Origin of the sequence: Alteromonas macleodii (assembly GCF_903772925.1) — a bacterium.
Taxonomy (GTDB): Bacteria; Pseudomonadota; Gammaproteobacteria; order Enterobacterales; family Alteromonadaceae; genus Alteromonas; species Alteromonas macleodii_A.
Window position 1 is genome coordinate 1,009,469 of sequence record NZ_LR812090.1, and the last position, 18,523, is coordinate 1,027,991.

18 protein-coding genes are annotated in these 18,523 nt (G+C 43.0%); 6 read left to right on the forward strand and 12 right to left on the reverse strand.

Translation table 11 applies throughout. The features are described from left to right. Positions 1 to 28: 28 nt before the first annotated feature. The 7 genes from PCAR9_RS04435 to queF all read right to left on the reverse strand — a co-directional run bounded on the left by PCAR9_RS04435 (position 29) and on the right by queF (position 7,962). A complete protein-coding gene (locus PCAR9_RS04435) occupies positions 29 to 340 on the reverse strand; it encodes a ComEA family DNA-binding protein (protein ID WP_179982583.1) in 312 nt (103 codons plus the stop codon). Positions 341 to 678: 338 nt separating this feature from the next. Next, entirely contained in the window at positions 679 to 1,686 is a 1,008-nt protein-coding gene (locus tag PCAR9_RS04440) for an isocitrate dehydrogenase (protein WP_012517475.1), read from the reverse strand. 219 nt (positions 1,687 to 1,905) lie between these two features. After that, a complete protein-coding gene (locus PCAR9_RS04445; protein ID WP_179982584.1) occupies positions 1,906 to 3,516 on the reverse strand; it encodes a histidine kinase in 1,611 nt (536 codons plus the stop codon). Between the two features lie 11 nt (positions 3,517 to 3,527). Beyond that, the gene (locus PCAR9_RS04450) at positions 3,528 to 3,902 is read right to left on the reverse strand and encodes a DUF3192 domain-containing protein (RefSeq protein WP_159494226.1); all 375 of its coding nucleotides are present in this window, start codon (positions 3,900 to 3,902) and stop codon (positions 3,528 to 3,530) included. Positions 3,903 to 4,099: 197 nt separating this feature from the next. Next, positions 4,100 to 5,461 carry a nucleotide 5'-monophosphate nucleosidase PpnN gene (gene ppnN, locus PCAR9_RS04455; protein WP_179982585.1) on the reverse strand — a complete coding sequence of 454 codons (1,362 nt, stop codon included), beginning with the start codon at positions 5,459 to 5,461 and terminating at the stop codon, positions 4,100 to 4,102. A gap of 10 nt (positions 5,462 to 5,471) precedes the next feature. Next, entirely contained in the window at positions 5,472 to 7,028 is a 1,557-nt protein-coding gene (locus PCAR9_RS04460; protein ID WP_179982586.1) for a diguanylate cyclase, read from the reverse strand. A 73-nt stretch (positions 7,029 to 7,101) separates the two neighbouring features. Continuing rightward, a complete protein-coding gene (gene queF / locus PCAR9_RS04465; protein WP_179982587.1) occupies positions 7,102 to 7,962 on the reverse strand; it encodes an NADPH-dependent 7-cyano-7-deazaguanine reductase QueF in 861 nt (286 codons plus the stop codon). A gap of 162 nt (positions 7,963 to 8,124) precedes the next feature. On the opposite strand from queF, the gene syd reads away from it, so the two are divergent. Then, the gene (syd, locus tag PCAR9_RS04470) at positions 8,125 to 8,667 is read left to right on the forward strand and encodes a SecY-interacting protein (RefSeq protein ID WP_179982588.1); all 543 of its coding nucleotides are present in this window, start codon (positions 8,125 to 8,127) and stop codon (positions 8,665 to 8,667) included. Between the two features lie 65 nt (positions 8,668 to 8,732). On the opposite strand, the gene PCAR9_RS04475 is transcribed toward syd, so the two are convergent. After that, complete coding sequence (locus PCAR9_RS04475; protein WP_179982589.1) at positions 8,733 to 9,041, reverse strand: hypothetical protein; 309 nt, start codon at positions 9,039 to 9,041, stop codon at positions 8,733 to 8,735. 376 nt (positions 9,042 to 9,417) lie between these two features. Between PCAR9_RS04475 and PCAR9_RS04480 the strand changes: the two genes are divergently transcribed. Both PCAR9_RS04480 and PCAR9_RS04485 read left to right on the forward strand, forming a co-directional pair. Further along, positions 9,418 to 9,783 carry a DUF3192 domain-containing protein gene (locus PCAR9_RS04480; protein ID WP_179982590.1) on the forward strand — a complete coding sequence of 122 codons (366 nt, stop codon included), beginning with the start codon at positions 9,418 to 9,420 and terminating at the stop codon, positions 9,781 to 9,783. A gap of 227 nt (positions 9,784 to 10,010) precedes the next feature. Continuing rightward, complete coding sequence (locus PCAR9_RS04485) at positions 10,011 to 10,658, forward strand: GNAT family N-acetyltransferase (RefSeq protein ID WP_179982591.1); 648 nt, start codon at positions 10,011 to 10,013, stop codon at positions 10,656 to 10,658. Positions 10,659 to 11,637: 979 nt separating this feature from the next. On the opposite strand, the gene PCAR9_RS04490 is transcribed toward PCAR9_RS04485, so the two are convergent. Further along, on the reverse strand, positions 11,638 to 11,940 hold the full coding sequence (locus PCAR9_RS04490) for a DUF3301 domain-containing protein (protein WP_179982592.1): 303 nt from the start codon (positions 11,938 to 11,940) through the stop codon (positions 11,638 to 11,640). Continuing rightward, a complete protein-coding gene (locus PCAR9_RS04495; RefSeq protein WP_179982593.1) occupies positions 11,941 to 12,990 on the reverse strand; it encodes a DUF3549 family protein in 1,050 nt (349 codons plus the stop codon). A gap of 236 nt (positions 12,991 to 13,226) precedes the next feature. Here PCAR9_RS04495 and PCAR9_RS04500 point away from each other — a divergent pair, with 236 nt between their 5' ends. From PCAR9_RS04500 to PCAR9_RS04510, 3 genes are all read left to right on the forward strand, one after another. Then, positions 13,227 to 13,571 carry a YqcC family protein gene (locus PCAR9_RS04500; RefSeq protein ID WP_179982594.1) on the forward strand — a complete coding sequence of 115 codons (345 nt, stop codon included), beginning with the start codon at positions 13,227 to 13,229 and terminating at the stop codon, positions 13,569 to 13,571. 68 nt (positions 13,572 to 13,639) lie between these two features. After that, the gene (gene truC / locus PCAR9_RS04505; protein WP_179985149.1) at positions 13,640 to 14,419 is read left to right on the forward strand and encodes a tRNA pseudouridine(65) synthase TruC; all 780 of its coding nucleotides are present in this window, start codon (positions 13,640 to 13,642) and stop codon (positions 14,417 to 14,419) included. 53 nt (positions 14,420 to 14,472) lie between these two features. After that, positions 14,473 to 14,922 (forward strand): flavodoxin, encoded by a 450-nt coding sequence (locus tag PCAR9_RS04510; protein WP_179982595.1) that lies wholly within the window; start codon positions 14,473 to 14,475, stop codon positions 14,920 to 14,922. Positions 14,923 to 15,017: 95 nt separating this feature from the next. Here PCAR9_RS04510 and dapD read toward each other — a convergent pair whose 3' ends face one another. Beyond that, positions 15,018 to 15,842 carry a 2,3,4,5-tetrahydropyridine-2,6-dicarboxylate N-succinyltransferase gene (gene dapD / locus PCAR9_RS04515; protein WP_118490066.1) on the reverse strand — a complete coding sequence of 275 codons (825 nt, stop codon included), beginning with the start codon at positions 15,840 to 15,842 and terminating at the stop codon, positions 15,018 to 15,020. After that, positions 15,839 to 18,490 (reverse strand): [protein-PII] uridylyltransferase, encoded by a 2,652-nt coding sequence (glnD, locus tag PCAR9_RS04520; protein WP_179982596.1) that lies wholly within the window; start codon positions 18,488 to 18,490, stop codon positions 15,839 to 15,841. The genes dapD and glnD overlap by 4 nt, the downstream gene beginning before the upstream one ends. Between the last annotated feature and the right edge of the window lie 33 nt (positions 18,491 to 18,523).

Genomic DNA, 18,523 nt, shown 5'->3' on the forward strand with positions numbered 1-18,523 from the left:
TCGTTTAGAGTCGTTAAGCGAATGTCATTTACTTAACACGCACATGATTTTCTATCTTGCTTAGCATTTTTTCGCCAATGCCTTTTACTTGGGTTAGTTGCGCGACTTCAAGGAACGGCCCCACTTCCTCGCGGTACTGAATAATCGCTTTTGCTTTGGACTGACCAACACCTGGTAGCGAAATTAACTGCTCGACAGTCGCTGTATTTAAGTCGATGCGCTGCTGCAGGTTTGTTTCGTTATTCTGTGTTTGCTTACTACTTTCTACTTCAGCATGAACCACAGGAGCTTGAATAGCTAGCGCTGATAGAACGAGTAAGCCAGAAATTAATTTTTTCATCATCTTTCCTTGTATGTGTTGCTAAATACGCGACCTGTTTTTCTGGTATTACGTTTTAGCTAAATGGGATTAAAATTATGTACCCACAGTGCTTTGACGCTTTTTAGTCCCAATACTATCGAATCTAACTTGGCATAAAGATTAGAGCCTATTCGATGTAGCGATTAGTAATAAAGCGTGAAGCGCTTCTGCGTGTACAAGCAAGATAATAGAGGCGGGCTTAAAAAGCGGTAGTCCAGTTTTAGTACAGTTTTTATTCGAAAAGTGGAGAGTAATATATAAAAAAACGGGCTAGAAAGCCCGTTTTAAAATAATAACAGTGCTACAGCACAAGACGCTTATAGACGATCAAGAAGCGCTTGGGTAAATTCTGTTGTACCGGCTTCACCACCTAGGTCGCGAGTGGTGCGGTCACCAGATTCAATAACGTCTTTCAATGCTGCGCGAATTTTCTCTGCTTTATCACCCATGTTTAGGTATTCAAGCATTTGCGCTGCAGCAAGTACTACAGATGTAGGGTTCGCAAGGTTTTTACCCGCGATATCTGGAGCACTACCGTGAACAGCTTCAAAGATTGCACAGTCTTCACCAATGTTTGCGCCTGGTGCCATACCAAGACCGCCAACAAGACCCGCACACAGGTCTGAAAGAATGTCACCGAAAAGGTTAGTGGTTACGATAACGTCAAACTGGTGAGGGTTCATCACAAGCTGCATGCAGCAGTTATCGACAATCATTTCAGCAGATTCGATGTCTGGGTAACGCTCGCCAACTTCACGGGCAACTTTTAGGAAAAGACCTGACGTCGATTTAAGAATGTTTGCTTTGTGAACCGCTGTTACTTTCTTACGGCCTTCACGACGTGCTAGCTCATAAGCGAAAGTTACGATTTTCTCAGCGCCGTCACGAGTAATCTTACTCATTGCTTCAGCTTCGTTGCCGTCTTCTGAAACAACTTGCCCAAGACCAGAGTACATACCCTGCGTGTTTTCACGTACAGTGATGATATCAATATCTTCGTAACGTGCTTTTGTGCCTTTAAAAGACATTACCGGGCGTAGGTTAGCGTACAGCTTAAACTGCTTGCGAAGACTAACGTTGATAGACGTAAAGCCTTCACCAACTGGCGTAGTTAAAGGGCCTTTAAGCGCAACTTTATTTTTTGCGATAAGGTCTAGTGTTTCTTGAGGTAGTAGCTCGCCATGTTCTTCCAGTGCAACTAAGCCCGCATCGGCATAGTCATAGGCAAAGTCACAGCCAACCTTATCTAAAATTTTTGTGGTCGCATCGATAATGTCCGGGCCAATGCCGTCACCGCGAATGACTGTAATACGTTGCTGAGTCATGTGGAGGGATCCTCTGGTAATTCTGTTATCAAAATCGTTAGGTTTATTCAGTTATTAGTTCGGCGCGTGAAGTGCCAAATTTTGCCTGCTTATATATTATAATGGAAAATGTAGGGAAAAAGGGTAAAGCACAGCAAAAGTAGCAGTATTTTACCCGATAGCTGGCCCAAGTTATAGCCATTCGTAAAGATAAATTGAGGTGGTAAGGTTCTCAATCAGCTATAAAGGGAGGGGACAAAAAAGTAGCTGTCCGTTAGACTCAAGCGCACTGAGAACATCATTGGATTCTAAGCTTAAAATCCTTAAAAGGGTTTTCACGTTAATATCTTGCAGTAACGTATAAACATCCTGATTAAATAAGCATGCTTTCGCAAGTGAAAAGCTCAACATTAAGACTGCCTGTTCTTTCTGAATCGATTTTGGAACTTCGGTGCTCGCTTTTCCACATTGATGTATTACCGCGCGCCAGGTAGAACTCTGGTGCCAACTACCAGCGAGTTCCGACGCTATTGCTAGCCAAGGCGTATCGGACTTCACTTTAAACGCGTTATTAATAGATACGATATTGTCGAGGCGAACAGGCAAGGATTTAGATACTTTGAAACCTGGGAGTGTGAATAGGGGAGTGCAAATAAATGTCATCGTTAAGGCTGCCGACTGCGGCGTAAACTTCGAATCTACAATTTGTGCAAAGTAGCTAGAAAATGAGCACGCTAGTAAGGTTACTTGCTTACACATTCCCATAAGTGGAAATTGATTTTGCGTAAGCCGCTCTAAAAGAGCGAACTGAATAAGCATGTCGCCCACTCGTTCTATACCGTAGGTTAATACAGCCTGTTTTATGCTTTTTACTGGCAGTTGTAACCTGTTGTCTTGACTCGCAGTGAGCATCAAAAAATGATTAAAAGTGGGGACTTTTTCAATTTTTTCACACAGCTGTTCAATCACCACATCTTGCTTTTGCAATTCGTCGATAATGGTAATAAGCGCTTTTGGGGGATGTTGAATAGCGAATGTTGAAGGCAGGTACGGAGTGCCGCCCTGATTCGCTCTGGCATTGGCGGTGTCTGTATACAGTGCTATAAAGTGCTCAAAGGGTAATGATAAAAGCACCGGAGCTTGAATAGCCGATAAAGGAAGCCATTTACCATCTTCGTCATCCTTGCTGAGCGTAAATACATAACCATGATTTTGCTGCATATCTACCAACGCGCCAGGCACACCATTAGCAAAAACTTTTGCTCCAGGAAGCAAACCTTCGAATAGCTGAATAAGCGGTGCGATATGATGGCGATGATAGGCAGGTAGGCGACAGGCTATGTGGGTAAATACCGTTTGGTAATCGTTTTTTTTCGCATTTGTTGCGAAAACGCCAGAGAGAAGGCTAAGTCTTTGCGCTAGGTTTAGTCGGTTATCTGCAATAAAGTTAATGTATTTTCCCGTCTGAAAGGCTTTTTGCAATTTTACCGTATCTTGCCAAATGGCCAGATTGTGTTTACGCAAAAAGCGAATGACTTCAGGAATGCTATCTCGTGGTGTTTTAGCGCTTGATAGCCAAAAGGTGGCAAGTAGAGACGCGAGAACGTGCTGTAGGTAATGGTCGTTAAATCGACAGAGCTTGCCAAACAGTGCCAATAGCAAAAGTTGTTGCGTGTCTTTAGGTAAGTCGTTATCGATGTGAAGCGTGGCCGCAGCTAGGGCTGGGTTTGCATTAACTAACGTCAATATCCGTTTTGCGTTTTTTAACCAATGATTAATACGCTGCTCGACTGATAACTCAGCTTCGCCTATATGAATAAGGCGTTTAAGTGTGGAAATGATGCCGGTCACTCCCCATCCTTTTAACTTTTTTGATAGCTAGAGTAAGCCCCTTCACCCCAAGCTATAAGCTTATCGTTTTCGAACAGTAAAGGCGTACACTCATCTTGTGTTGTTAATCCGTCTGCACGTACATGCTGGGTTCTAAAAAACATAACCTGAATCGCTGTAGAACCTTGCCTTTTAGCTTCTGTGATGTCTGGAGAGCCAAGCAAAGCAAGCACCTCTTCTCGTGTACTGCCCAACTTCAGCTTAGTAATTTGAACGCGGTTGTACTCTTCACGGTCTTTCCAATCCATATTTTCAGGTTTATCAGGGTAAAAGGCGATGACCATAAAAACAAACACCGCGTATAACGCGACGCCAGCTAAAATTAGACGAATAACCTTGGTATTCATGACCGTTACTTCTCGTTTTCTGTACTCAAATGTTAGTGAGGGACATCAGTGCCCAAAAGCATGACCATTTAACAAGGTAAACTTGCAGCTCGTAACATTTTTCTGTTTAACAATACTCTAGGCAAGTGTACCTTAAAACGCCTATTAAACATAAGTAGTAAACGTAAGCAAATGCGTCACCTTCTTAATTTGCTTGGTTAGCCATTTTTTACAACATAACAAGGTTCGTAGGCACTGCCGGGAAGCTTCATTCTGTGCTGTTTTACAAATGACTCTAATAATGTATCCACTTTGTCCATAAGTGTACTATCGCCGGTAAGCTCGAAGGGACCGTGTTCTTTAATTTGTGCGATGCCTTCGGCCTTTACATTCCCGGCAACAATGCCTGAAAATGCTTTACGCAAATTTGCAGCAAGATCGCTTTTACTTTGATCTAAATGAAGCTGTAGTGCTGCCATGCTTTCGTGAGTGGGTATGAAGGGTTGTTGGAAGTCCTGTTCGATTTTAAGTGACCAGTTAAAGCTGAAAGCATCACCCATCGCCCCTCTAAATTTTCGGACTTTTTCAAGGTGTTTACTCATAGTACGGGCGACTTCTTCAGGGTCATCCACGATAATCTGATATTTTGACTGGGCTTGTGCGCCTAGCGTGGCCCCTACAAAAGTATCTATAGCTTCGAAATACTCTTCGCTGCCTGCAGGACCGGTTAGTATAAACGGGAATGGTTGTTGCGCATTGCGCTCATTCATCAATATCCCAAGTAAATAAAGCAGTTCCTCAGCTGTTCCTACGCCGCCCGGAAATACAATGATACCGTGCCCTAATCTCACGAAGGCTTCTAAACGCTTTTCAATATCTGGCATGATAATGAGCTCGTTCACAATCGCATTAGGTGGTTCTGCAGCAATAATACTGGGCTCAGAAATACCAATGTATCGACCGGATTTGTGACGTTGCTTGGCATGACCTATCGTCGCCCCCTTCATAGGGCCTTTCATTGCGCCCGGTCCGCACCCAGTGCAAATATTCATATCGCGCAGGCCTAGCTGATAGCCTACTTCTTTCGTGTATTTATATTCGACTTGACTGATAGAGTGGCCGCCCCAGCATACTATAGTATTCACGCTATCGTTACCTTCAAGGGCTTTAGCGTGACGTAGCATGTCAAACACCATATCGGTGATCTCACTTCCTTCAGCAGGCGCTGTTTGATGGAGAAATGCATACTTGTTGCCCATGTAAAGTAAATCACGCAGTACAGCAAACAAGTGTTCATGAACACCGCGAACAAGCTTTTCGTCTACAAATGCAACTTCTGGCGGATTAATAAGTTCGATCTTTACGCCTCGCTCACGGCGGATGAGTTTTATTTCAAAATTTTCAAAAGGGGCGAAAAGCGCTTCAAAATTGTCTTCATCCACACCGCTGTTTAATACTGCGAGGCTGCAGTTTCTAAACATGGAGAAGAGCTCGCTATTTGTTGCATCTTGGAGGCGGGATACTTCCACTTGCGAAAGCTGACTCATTGAGCCAACGGGATTAAGCTGAACTTTCTTCATACTTCACACCTTATAAGTCAGTGCTTAAATCAGTTACTACAAGATTGCGGCCGTTTCGCTTCGCTTTGTAAAGGTATTCATCCGCGCGTTCGAAAACCGTTTCCGTTGTGTCTTCTTTACCAAAGCAGGTCGCGCCAAATGATGCAGTAATTTTGACTTTCTCTTGCTTAAATTTAAACGGCATAGCAGCTAGTTTAGTTCTAATTTCATTAAGCTTTTTGTCAATCTCTGTCATCTGTGATTCAGGCAGTAGCATCACGAACTCTTCGCCTCCCCACCGTGCGACAAAGTCTTTTTCAGAAAGGTTCTGCTTCAAAAACTTACTTACCACTTGAAGGGTTTTGTCACCGGCGGCATGACCAAATCTATCGTTGATCGATTTGAAATGATCGATATCTACTACGGCAACGGCGAGTGTTGCCCCATATTCCTTATAGTTAGCGAAAGCGGCATCCAGTTTCTCGTTATAAGCTTGTCTATTTGGTAAACGAGTGAGCGGGTCGGTACGACTTTGCATCGCTTGTTCAGCTAGCTTCTTTTTATAAACGCTGGTTTGCTGTTGCAATGTATCAATGCGCGATTGCATGGACGATAGCAGTGCCAAAAGCGCTTCTTGCCCCTGCTCGTCGTTGTCTTGCTGTTCGCTTAACGTTGCTACAAGTTTTTCTACGCGAAGCTGGGTTTGCTCTTTCAGTGATTCTAATGACTCACTCTCTGAAACAGTTTCTTCAATATAACTAATGTGCCGTTTAATCTGTTCTGTACCGGCTTTGCGCTGTTCGAACTGCGCTTGGCTATCTTCTATAGCTATATTAACGTCGTTACTGACTTCACCAAGTGAACGATGAAGGCTCTGTATAACTTTACCAGTCAGGCTTGCTTCAGACATTGCATCTTGCACAATCATTCGCAAAATAACTACGCAGCTTTTAAGCAACTGGTCTTCACTCATGCCCTCATCAAGACGCTGCTTGATATCGTTTAGTTGCTGGTCGTTCTGTTTCTTTTGTGCATAAGAAGCGATGAGATGATTGAGTTCAACGAGAATTGAACGGTAATGTGGGTTGTCGTCTTGTACCGAACGAGTAGGGACACTTTGCTGTACCTCTGCGGAGCTTCCAATCTCATTAGAAGGTTCAAGCCCTATCATTTCTTTATTCAGCGCAATGCGGTGAAGCGCAATGGCTTTGGCGTAAAGCTTATAGATACTGAAGATATCGCCTACAGGCTGGTTTAGTTTAATTAACTCTTGTGTAGTAAGGCTTTTCAATTCGTTGTCTTCAAAGACAATTTTCTGCAACTGTTTCATTGCATCTTCCAGCGACGAAACGGTGTCAACACTGTACTTTCTTAAAGTGATTTCTTGACGCTGAAGAGATTTGTTGAGCTTCTCAATGCTTACAGTGGCAAGGCTAAAATTAGGCGTACCTGAAAGATGACCGCGCAGCACTTTGAGTTCGGAATCTATTTTATCGGAAAAGCCCTCATAAAATGCTGAGAGCCTCACGATAAACTGACAAAGAAGCGCGTTGTTTTGTTTTAGGGCTTGTAGTTGTTTTGCTTCCATAATCTCGTCTTTGTTCTAACTCGCAATTAACGTTGCGATTTAGTTAGCTTTGTTTGTGTGCTTCATCGCTGTATTACTGACGCGCCTGACGATGGTTAGCATAAGGTGCTTCGAAATTCGAACGGAAAGGGTTGATATCTAACCCCCCGCGCCGGGTATAACGAGCACACACTGTTAACTTAGCGGGCTTACAATGCTGCATAATATCGTTGTAAATACGCTCAACGCATTGCTCATGAAATTCATTGTGCTGCCTAAAGCTAATCAGATATTTTAAAAGCCCTTCGTGATCAATGGCTTTTCCTTCATATCTAATCTGAATACTAGCCCAATCTGGCTGACTTGTGATTAAACAATTAGATTTAAGTAAATGAGAAACCAAGGTCTCCTTGGTATCAGCATTATTCTCGGTAACCGCTAAATATTGTGTGTTAGGTGAGTATTGCTCGATTTCCACATCAAGGTTATCTAATAAAATTCCCTCGAATTCCTTAAACTGCAATGCGGTAAACTGTTGAGGAAGAATGAGTTTTACCTGAACCTGCTCCCCTGCACATTTAGATAGATCAGCTTGAAGAACGTTTTGAACCTCTTCTGGTGAAGCAAGCTTTGATTGGTTGAAACTGTTCAAATATAGCTTGAACGACTTTGATTCAATAAGGTTTGGGGAAGTTATTGGAACGTGACACTCCAAAATTGCCACATTAGGCTTTCCTTTTTCATTAAGCCAAGAAAGTTCATATCCCGTCCAAGTGTCTATTCCGTCAAACGGTAATTCAGAATCGTTAAGGGATAACGTATCTCGACTTAAACTGCGAGGTACCCCTTGCAATAAGCTTGGGTTGTATTCAAATTCATAATCGACCTGTTTGCCCAGAGACAGGTCATCAGGTGCGGAGATAATAATTTTTTGAGGCGAATTGTCAGTCGACATAAGAACCTTTCATCTATCTACTTAAAGTGCTAACTGGCGTGCTGCTACAGCGTAATTTTACGAGGGTGCGTTATGAACTAGCAGCACAGCCTAAGAAAGCCGAGTGTTGACTTAACTGTTTAGTTGTATAGTGTACCCCAAAAATACGAGGGTAACGTCAAAATGGCTCTAACAATTCCTGCACAATTAGATAAATTTGTATCATCTTATGTCGAACAAGCTGAAGCTAAGGGATTAAAAATCGCATTTGACAGCGAGTGGCCATCGCCTTGCTATAAAAATAGTGTAAATGACGGCGAGCTTGTCACTTGGGCTCCCGTGCTGCAATCTCCTCCACACTCTTTCGATAATGTTGAAGATGCACTGGCCTTAACGCTCAACCCAGATTATTGTCAGTTTTTCACTCGTTATTACAGTGACAATTTAAAGGCAACGGCACCGCAAGGTAACTGCGAATTGCTTCAAGTGTTTAATAGCGAAGACTTTGAAAGGCTACAACAGAACTTAATCGGTCACTTGTTAATGAAGCAAAGGCTCAAACAAGCACCTACGTTGTTTTTCGGCTTAACAGACGAAGAAGATTTCATATTAACGGTTGTCAACGAAAGCGGTGAAGTTGCATTGGAACAAGTAGGAAGAGAGCCTGCTAAAATACTTGCCCCGTCTCTAGCCGTATTTCTTGAGCAACTCACTCCTCGTGCTTGAAAATAACGCCTTTATACAACCTACCTACAAACAGTCACTACTTTCTTTGTTCGCATTAGTGTTTACTAAGCATGCATCAATTTAAGTAGTGCCTGTTTTAATTCAGCGACTTCCTTTTCTAATGTTTCCACACGCGCTTGAAGACTGTCTGGTCGATGTGTATTTAACGAAGTACTTTGTGAAGGTTGAGCTTCTTTGCCCGTGGCGTCAAGCTGAGGCTTATGTGCATTGAAACGCTTAATTGCTTCAATAGCTTCTGTTACTGACACCTTGAATGGGGCTTTAGACCTTAAAATGCCTACCGTTGGCGTTTTGCCCTCTTGATACATTTGAAGACATAAAACGTGAAGTTGCTGTAAGTTCGAATTTGACATGAGAGTAAAAAGTTTTTAGATCGCGATTATAGCTAGTGTAGCTTGTTCACATAGTCAATTTCACTAATAAGTTGCTGATTTCACTATTTTTCAAATGTGCAAAAGTTGAGTGGTAAATAAAGTTCATATAAATCAGAGGGATATGCTTTTGGTACTATTCTTGTTTATTTAGTTTTGCATCACGTTTTTTCACACCATCAAGGGGATGAAAAATAAACGGTGCAGTCAGTATTCAGTGTCGATTCACATAGTAGGCGTAATACTCTACATGGTTATAAGTACTGACAATGTTTGCAATTGTAAGGTTTGCAACTAAAAGGCCATTAGGCTGTTAATTTAAAAATAAAAAACAACACACAATATTTAAGGAATTCACATGAAAACGGTTCTTCTTTCTGTAGCTTTAGCATCTTCTGTTTTGCTTTCTGGCTGTGTCGTATCTGTAGGGGGCGGGTCAGATAGCCACTATGGCGCTGATTGGGAAGATAGAGAGTTTAATAATCGCAAACATATCGCAAATCTTGAGACGGGCACGAGCTATGAAAGTGTTTTAAGAAAAATGGGCGTTGCAGACTTTAACGAGCTGTTTGAAAAGCAAGATGGTACATATCGCGTACTATATTACCGCACGCAAAAAACAATGGGCGATGGTATAACGACGAAAGATGAGTGTACGCCCCTTGTTTTCAGAAATAGTAGCTTAGTCGGGTGGGGCGATAGCGCATACAGCCTAATGCACTAATTGGTGTTTTTGCGAATGTATAGCGATGTAGGAATTGATGAAAAGTTAAATGTTAATTAAAAGTTAACATGAAAGGGGTTTTCAAGTAGGCTAAAGTTTAGACAATGTGAGTGGGTGATGGCGCGAATATAAAGTGAGTGGCGTGTCGACCACTTTTTCTTATTTTACCGAGCTTTTACCGAGTCTGGTAAAAATAACTAAACAGCTTTGCGTACAAGGAGCCCCTTATGAATACCGATGCCCACAATAACGCGTTAGCCCCCTTGCAAGACACAGTCAAAGCGATTTACCTTTCAGTCGACGATCTCAAAGTTGCAGCATCCATACTTTACAATGCGTATGTGGACGACCCCTTATTTATCGATATCTTTCAGGCGGAAAAAGAAGGTTATGAAAGTCGCCTTCGTTCAGCCATTCGCGAGGAACTTAACGCATTTTGGGTAGCAGAGCAGCCCATGATTGGTTTATTTGACGAAGATAGATTGATTGCAGTGGCATGCCTTACCGCACCAGATGCGGCATTTGGTGCAGGGCGTTACTGGCACTGGCGATTGAGAATGCTGCTAACCGCAGGTTTATTCGGCACCAAACAAATGCTGGAAAAAGAAGAGAAAGTAAGAGCGTTAGTACCTGCAGATAATTTTCATATGTTGAGTTTTATTGCGGTGCATCCTGATTATCAACACCACGGTCTTGGGCATATCTTGCTAGGCGCCATCGACAGTGTTGTCGAAGAAGACGACAAAAGCGAAGGCGTTTCGGTATTTGTGACCGTAGATAAACATCGTACGTTTTTTAACGACGATAACTACCAGGTTGTTGGACAACTAAGCCTTTCCCATGTTCAAGGGGAAGTTATGTTTAGACAAAAGTGATGCTTTTTTATTTAACATGTTACCCCTATCAGAATATCGCCGAAAACAGTTCCAATCTTTACGCCAAATTTACCACAGCGTTTGTAAGACATTTCCTACAAATGCTGTGAGTGATCTTACCAAAATTCTGAAAGAATAATTCATACTAAAGTATATAGCCTTTGTTTTTAAAAGGTTTTTTTTCGTTAGCCAAAAGTCGTACAAAAACTTTTCTTAAATCTCTGTAATTCAATATGGCGGTAATATTTAGAAGGGATACTATGAACATGTCACAAGGAAACACGACGAGTCAGGGATTGAGTCAGGAATTCATTAAAGGATTAAATTAGGACAACTTAAGGAAGAGATTCTCACAAGGTTGTGAGTAAAAGGAAGGGACGCAGTAGGGAGTTGCGAAACAAGGAAGTGACAAAGGATTGAAGGGAACGAACGGATTTCATGGATGGCATGTGTGATAGGAATGTCACAGACAGGACGTAGCATGGATAAGGACAAAGCTAGCAGGGAGCTAGTGGCACGGAGCCAAGGGCAAGGCGGCCTTAAAGGGATTTCCAGTTTGCATGGACGAGCAAACCAAGGATGAAAGAGGGACATGCTAAAGGATTAGCAAAGCTGTAGCAGGATGTGCAGCAAACAAAGGACGAAGGAAGGGAAGGTCAGCGGAGTCTGACAAGGACAGCCTCAGGATGAGGAACACTGCATGTAGGATGTGCGGTAACAAAGGAAAAAAGGAAAGGGACCTACGCATGGAAGTGTAGCTCGCACAGGAAGTCGCGAGAGTAGATGGAAAGGGGCGTATACGGATTTTAATCGGGAAGATTTTAGTCGCAAAGGATCGCGGAGAAGGATACTCAAAATTCCAGGAAAAAGGGGAGCCGTCAGGTTCCCCTTTTTTTTGGCGGTGTGGGAAACCTATTTTCCAGTTTTCTAAAAATTATTTCTTAGTACTGAAGAGTCGTAAACCCCTGAACATAAGCACCTACACCCTATGCGGTGGTACTTCGGTTCGCATAACTCTCACGCCTATCAATTCGACTTCGCCGGTATACCTGTCTTCACCATTACTTGAAAACTCAAAGTGGAATAAGCTGTGCCAGTCCGGTTTACCAAACTTAAATGAGAACCGAGTTTTAGCTCTTGCCACACTTAACAACTGTAAACCATGTTTATCGCAGTATTGGTTTAGATAAGCGTTTGTGCGTTCTGAAATAGCCCGTATACGCCAAAATTGATAGCCAGTAAAACCAATTGTTAACCATATGACCAATTCAAGTAATGTCATCTACTTTCTCGCCTGTGCAAACAACCGCTGAAATGCCTTGCTAAGAATATCCGAGTTGGCGTCTGAGTGTAGCAGCGTAAGTACTTGTCTGCGCAATTTCGGAATTTGGACTAAATCAGAAAAGAAACCAGCAAATAAGGCACCTTGGTGACCTTCTTTTTCGTCAACTTTTGCAGCTTGTTCTAAAAAGTTACTAAGTAGGAGCGGTTCCATTTGCTCAAAATGCCGAGCCGCTATAACACTTAAAATATCGAGACGCTGTGTTTTTTCATTCTTCAATAAGTCTAGTAGCTTACTATTTACCGCTGGGTTGAAGTTTCCTTCAGACGTGCCTCTCAAAGCCGCTAGATTGATGTCGTCGCCATCATCAATTTTGCTCAAATACATAGCCAATAAGTTATCTGACAAAGAAACGCTCTCGCTTGTCTCCATAAGCGTATTAACAAACACATCTGAGTAAAGTGCTACATTGGCTTTAATTGCTTTTTCTAACACATCTCTCTTTGCGTGCCTGCTGAAACCATGTATAAAATCTGCAACGCTTTGCATAGATATTTGTTGCCAATCCACAAGCTGTGGGGCTTGGATGTAAGCTTCAACTTTCTGCGCTTCTTCGCTTAAGGGGTGGTTTAACGTGCTTTTGACTAGCGCATTAAACTGAGCAAGTTGCGATTGGTTCGGAACGAAGGAATAAGGGTTGTCGGGCAATTGCTGTGCATTTTCGGTATCTTCTGCAATCGACTTCCCTAATGCATCCACAATAATTTCTAGAAAATGATTTCTAGCAGCTGCAACGACCAAGCCTTGCTCATCAAGTGGTAGCTTTATAAACCAAATATAGTGTTGCGAAGAAGCATTTTTGTTCCAAAAAACAATACCGAACCACGCATGTTGTTGACGAGGGTAGGGCGCGTAAGCACTGCCATTTTCTATTTCTAGAAACGTTTGATTATGTGTGGGTTCAATACGTCGACCTAAATCAAAAACATGATATTCAGTGCCTGCGTGTAACAAAAACTCACTGATAGAATTGATACTGTTAGCGCTCATAACTCGTTCCAAAATACTGCTTTAATTAAATGTTGCTAGGCCCGTAGACCTTTGATGTTCAGCAAAGATCAACCGCCTCTAGGACGCGCTTATATTCGCGAGGGTCATCGGTAAACGTCATTAATGGTATCACAGCAGAAGAATTTCAACGATACAACACACTGACTTATGTTGGCCTTAAGCCCCTGATATACTGCGCGCTATAAATTGAAGCATATTAGGATAGCGGAGAAGTAGTGAATCAAGCGAATAGTAGCCGTCATTTAGCTTTCATCAACGCACTTGAGCAATTAGAAGCTGTAATGCAGCAAGATGGTGTTTGGCCAGATGAAGTACCCAATGACCAAGCGCTTAAAAATGCAATAGGAAGTAAAGTACCTTTCGCAGCAGATTGTTTTTCTTTTGAAGCTTGGCTAGCTTTTGTTTTTATACCCAAAATGCGCATTTTATTGAGCCAATCGCACCCTATACCGGCGATGCAAATTACACCCGCAGCAGAAGTATATTTATCACCCGCGAATCAAAGTACTCTGTCCGCGCTAAAAAATATTGACGATATTGCCAGCGGAGACATTGGATGAGTAAGCTGGGCCAAGCTTCAGGTATCCCACAAAAGGGCCTGTCAGATGATGCAATAGAGCGTCTAGAAATGCAGTTTAGTGAAAAAGCCAATGTTGAAGAACAAGATAGCGCGAGCTCTCTTCACTTACCTGTTTTATACCAAGATGAGCATATCATTGCGATAAATAAGCCCCCAGGCTTGCTAGTGCACAGGAGTCCTATAGATAGGCATGAAACCGTTTTTGCGGTGCAGACGCTTAGAGATCAAATCGGCAAGCACGTATTTCCAGCTCATCGCTTAGATAGACCTACATCAGGTGTGTTGGTGTTTAGTTTTAGCTCAGAAATAGCGGCAAAGCTAGGTAAACAACTGATGGATAAGCAGGTGGCTAAGGTATATCACGCTGTGGTTAGAGGCTTCGTCAACCATACCGGCTTTATTGATTATGCCCTTAAGTACCGTTATGACAAAATTGCAGACAAACACAAAAGGCCACAGCAAGCTCCCCAGCCAGCGTCCACCATGTATGAGTCACTAGCAAAGTTTGAATTGCCCGAGCCTGTAGGTAGATATCAAAGTGCTAGATATTCGTTAGTAAAACTTTCTCCCAGTACCGGGCGTAAGCACCAGCTTCGAAGGCACATGGTACACATTCGTCACCCCATTATTGGCGATACAACTCACGGCGATGGGAAGCAAAACAAATTCGCTAAACAGCACTTTAATTTTAATAATTTGGCCTTAAGTTGTACTCATATGGGCTTTTCTCATCCTGTTAGCGGTAAATGGATAACGATTAATGGTGAGATGCACAATGAAATGCAACAATTCGTAAACAGGTTAAAACCGTTTAGCTTGATAAGATAGAAATACTTTCCGCCTGTCGACATGGGCGACGATCATTGGTTTAAGAGGTAAAAATGGCAACATTGAAAATTATTGCGGGTACAGTATACGGTAACGCGCAACACGTAGCTGAGCAGGTGGAAGAAAATTTAGCTGAGCAGGGAGTAGATTGTTCACTCGAAAGCGACCCATCAGTAGCCGATTTTACTGATGCTGACGCACTGTTAATTATCACCTCAACGACAGGTCAGGGCGATGTTCCACCTAACCTAGAGTTTGTGTTTTCAGATTTAAAAGACGAATCACCGATGCTAACGGGTAAGCCTTTCGCTGTTGCAGCGCTAGGTGATAGTAGCTATGGCGAAAGCTTTTGTGGAGCAGGTAAACAATTCCAAGAGTTACTTACTGAACTGCAAGGTAACGCGGTTACTAATATGTTAGAAGTTGATGCTATTGAAACCCTAGAGCCAGAAAAAGACGTGGTAGAGTGGGTTAACACCATCAAGGACAAGCTTTTGTCTTAAGGGTTGATGGCTTATTGGTTAAAAATAGAAAGAGGCGCTAAGGCGCCTCTTTTTTATATGCGAACGTCGTTAGTTACCTAACGATGCATAAATTTTTATTCAACACCGCGAAGTAGAGCGTTAATACCTACTTTAGCGCGGGTTTTCGCATCAACTTTTTTCACGATGATTGCTGCGTATAGGCTGTATTTGCCATCTGCGCTAGGTAGGTTACCCGCAACAACCACAGAGCCCGCTGGTACACGGCCGTAGTGAACTTCACCGGTCTCACGATCATAGATACGCGTGCTCTGACCGATATAAACGCCCATTGAAATCACTGAGCCTTCTTCAACGATAACACCTTCTACGATTTCAGAACGCGCACCGATAAAACAGTTGTCTTCAATAATGGTTGGGTTTGCTTGAAGTGGCTCTAATACGCCACCGATGCCTACACCACCAGAAAGGTGAACATTTTTACCAATCTGCGCACACGAGCCTACTGTAGCCCACGTATCAACCATAGTGCCTTCATCAACAAATGCACCAATGTTTACGTACGAAGGCATAACAACTGCGTTTTTGCCCACAAAAGTACCCGTGCGTACAGCAGCTGGTGGAACAATGCGCGCACCGTCAGCGGCAAATTGCTCAGCGGTGTAGTTGGTGTACTTAAGAGGAACCTTGTCATAAAACTTGCTCTCTGCGCCTTCAATAACATCATTGTTGTGAAGACGGAAGAAAAGTAGAACCGCTTTTTTCAGCCACTGGTGTACTACCCATTCGCCAGCAATTTTTTCTGCAACGCGGCCTTTTCCGCTATTAAGTAGGTCGATAGCTTGCGCTACCGCATCTCTTACTTCATCAGGTGCTGATGACGGGCTAATGCTGTCGCGATTTTCGAAGGCGTCTTCAATAATGGCTTTCAATTCATTCATGGTATTGTGATATCTTCAAGTTGGTCGAGTTTGAACAGGATACGCTTTTTAAGGTTTACCTGTTGTTCTTGGGTTAATGCGATGCCAGCTTCATTGCTGACGATAAAAATGTCTTCGGCTCGCTCGCCAATGGTGGCTATCTTTGCAAGCTTAAGTGTCATATTAGTATCAACGAATGCATGACCAATTTTAGCTAAAATGCCCGGTGCGTCTAGGGCTTCTAACTCGATAAGCGTGGCTTCATCGTTGATATTGAAAAAACGAACCTTGGTTGGCACGTCTAACTGTTTCATTTGGCGCGGTAACTTTCGTTTGTTTTCGTGAGAGCGTCCCGGCTTTTCTAATTGGGCAGAAATGGCATTCTCAATAGAAGCAATGCGCGACTCTGAGCTTATACGACTGCCGTCGTTTTCAAGAATAAGCATGCTGTCAAATACATAGCCATCTCTGGTCACGGTTACGTGAGCATCGTGGATAGAGCAATTGCGACTATCTAAAACCGACGCTACTTGAGCGAACAAGGCCTTTCTATCTTTGCCATACACAAAAACTTCAGTGCCGCCTTTGGAACTGTTGTCGTTCGCTTTTACCAATAGTCCGTTGTGTTCAGGTGTCAGCCATTCACCTTGTGCTTTAATAATTTCATCTGTATGCCACGCAATTTGAGTCGGCTTGAAGCGAACAAAATAGTCGTCATCAAAACGAGCCCACAGTGCATCTATTGCATTAGTATCGATAGCGCGCTCTTGCAGTATTTGTCGAGCTTGATGTTTGTGAGTGGTTACTCGCTCGTTGAGTGTAACCTGACACTGTAGTCCATTATCTAACGCTTTTTGCGTCATTAAATACAGTTCGCGAAGCAAAGACGCTTTCCAATCATTCCAGAGGTTATCGTTAGTGGCGCGAATATCGGCAAGGGTCAACGTATAAAGTAAATTAAGGTGGTTATGGCTTCTTACCGCCCCAGCAAACTCACTAATTACATCGGGATCGTAAATGTCGCGGCGTTGGGCAACCACTGACATAAGCAGGTGGTTTTCTACTAGCCATGCAATCAGTTCTGCATCTTTACTTGGAACGTCGTGCTGTGCACAGAACTTAGCGACATCTTGCGCGCCTAGAGTGGAGTGGTCGCCATTACGACCTTTCGCGATGTCGTGAAAAATTGCAGCAATGTAGAGTATTTCAGGTTTGTCTAGGTTGCGGCAAATTCGGCCGCAGCGTGGAAAATCTTTGTTCTCTTTCGAGAAAAAGTAGTTTACATGCTTTACTAATCGATGAGTGTGTTCGTCCACCGTATAGGCATGAAACAAGTCAAACTGCATCATACCTACAATGGTATCCCACTCTGGAAGGTAGGCTTGTAAAATACCGTACTGGTGCATAATGTCCCAACCGAAATCAAAAAATTCAGGTTGCTTCATTAATCGCATAAATTTTTCGCGGCACAGAGGGCGCTCTACGTAATATTCTGCCTCAAAGGCCCGGTGAGCGTTACGCAATTGTCGAATACAAATAGTACTTAAGCCTTTTACTTCTGGCGTGTTTGCCACCAAATGTAAAAAGTCTAAAATTGCTTCCGGTGATGAAAATACGGTTTCGTGACGTGGCGAAATCATATTGTCGAGCAGTTCAAAATCTTCGTTTATGATTACGCTTTTTTGCACGCTTTGATTCAGCATGTCGTACTTGAAGCGTTGTAGTAACATTTGGTTCAGTTCAGAGACGCGCGCTACAGTGCGGAAAAAGTCACGCATCATTTTTTCCACAGACGCCTTACCTTCTTCACCGTATCCCATCATTTGTGCAACATCGGGTTGATAGTCGAAAAGCAGTCGGTTTTCGCTTCTGCCAGCAACCAAGTGAAGCGCACAACGCATTTTCCACAGGTGCATACGACAGGCGATTAACTCACTGTGTTCTTGCTCGGTGAAGTAACCGTGACCCACCAAGTTCCACCCGTCATACTCTTTAAAGTGCTTTTTCGCTACCCAACCGATAGATTGGATGTCTCGCAAGCATCCTGGGTTTTCTTTAATGTTTGGTTCAAGATTGTAAGCGGTGCCGTTAAATTTGGCGTGGCGCTTTTTTTGCTCGTCATATTTAGCCGAGAAGAAAGATTTACTCGACCATGAATTGCGACCGTTTACCTCATCCCACAGTTTGTCGAATGTAGTTTCACTTCCACAAAGCAGACGGCTTTCAACGAGATTTGTCGCAATTGTAATATCGTCTTTCGCCAGTTTAACCGTTTCTTTAATTGTGCGTACCGACTGTCCAACATCTAACTTGATATCCCATAAAAGGGTGATGAACATGCCAATTTTTTCTTGCACTTCAGGCTTTAGCTTTTTCTTGCTGACAATGAGTAAATCGATGTCTGAATGAGGCTGCAAATGGCCGCGACCGTATCCGCCCACCGCGCAAAGGGAAAGCTCGTCCACGGTATCTAAGCCGTAAAGTTGCCAAAGGTGACAAAGCAATGCGTCGACAAACTGCGCACGACCAGTAACGAGCTGATTGACTGGCGTAGCGTCGAAAGACTCTGTTATCCATGTATAACTGGCTTCCACGCATGATTTAATGACGGGAATTTCATCAACAGAGTTAATTGTGTCGATATTCTTTATCAGTGATTGCAGCGTCAAAATGCACCTTTGAAATAGACTTCTATTAAAACG

Bases quoted from the DNA above. Each gene is read 5' to 3' on its own strand.
- ppnN (WP_179982585.1), bottom strand. From the start codon at position 5,461: ATGAAGAAAGTTCAGCTTAATCCCGTTGGCTCAATGAGTCAGCTTTCG.
- truC (WP_179985149.1), top strand. From the start codon at position 13,640: ATGCAGTTTAGTGAAAAAGCCAATGTTGAAGAACAAGATAGCGCGAGC.
- PCAR9_RS04450 (WP_159494226.1), bottom strand. From the start codon at position 3,902: ATGAATACCAAGGTTATTCGTCTAATTTTAGCTGGCGTCGCGTTATAC.
- PCAR9_RS04485 (WP_179982591.1), top strand. From the start codon at position 10,011: ATGAATACCGATGCCCACAATAACGCGTTAGCCCCCTTGCAAGACACA.
- PCAR9_RS04475 (WP_179982589.1), bottom strand. From the start codon at position 9,041: ATGTCAAATTCGAACTTACAGCAACTTCACGTTTTATGTCTTCAAATG.
- queF (WP_179982587.1), bottom strand. From the start codon at position 7,962: ATGTCGACTGACAATTCGCCTCAAAAAATTATTATCTCCGCACCTGAT.
- PCAR9_RS04440 (WP_012517475.1), bottom strand. From the start codon at position 1,686: ATGACTCAGCAACGTATTACAGTCATTCGCGGTGACGGCATTGGCCCG.
- PCAR9_RS04435 (WP_179982583.1), bottom strand. From the start codon at position 340: ATGAAAAAATTAATTTCTGGCTTACTCGTTCTATCAGCGCTAGCTATT.
- PCAR9_RS04495 (WP_179982593.1), bottom strand. From the start codon at position 12,990: ATGAGCGCTAACAGTATCAATTCTATCAGTGAGTTTTTGTTACACGCA.
- syd (WP_179982588.1), top strand. From the start codon at position 8,125: ATGGCTCTAACAATTCCTGCACAATTAGATAAATTTGTATCATCTTAT.
- PCAR9_RS04460 (WP_179982586.1), bottom strand. From the start codon at position 7,028: ATGGAAGCAAAACAACTACAAGCCCTAAAACAAAACAACGCGCTTCTT.
- PCAR9_RS04510 (WP_179982595.1), top strand. From the start codon at position 14,473: ATGGCAACATTGAAAATTATTGCGGGTACAGTATACGGTAACGCGCAA.
- dapD (WP_118490066.1), bottom strand. From the start codon at position 15,842: ATGAATGAATTGAAAGCCATTATTGAAGACGCCTTCGAAAATCGCGAC.
- PCAR9_RS04490 (WP_179982592.1), bottom strand. From the start codon at position 11,940: ATGACATTACTTGAATTGGTCATATGGTTAACAATTGGTTTTACTGGC.
- PCAR9_RS04480 (WP_179982590.1), top strand. From the start codon at position 9,418: ATGAAAACGGTTCTTCTTTCTGTAGCTTTAGCATCTTCTGTTTTGCTT.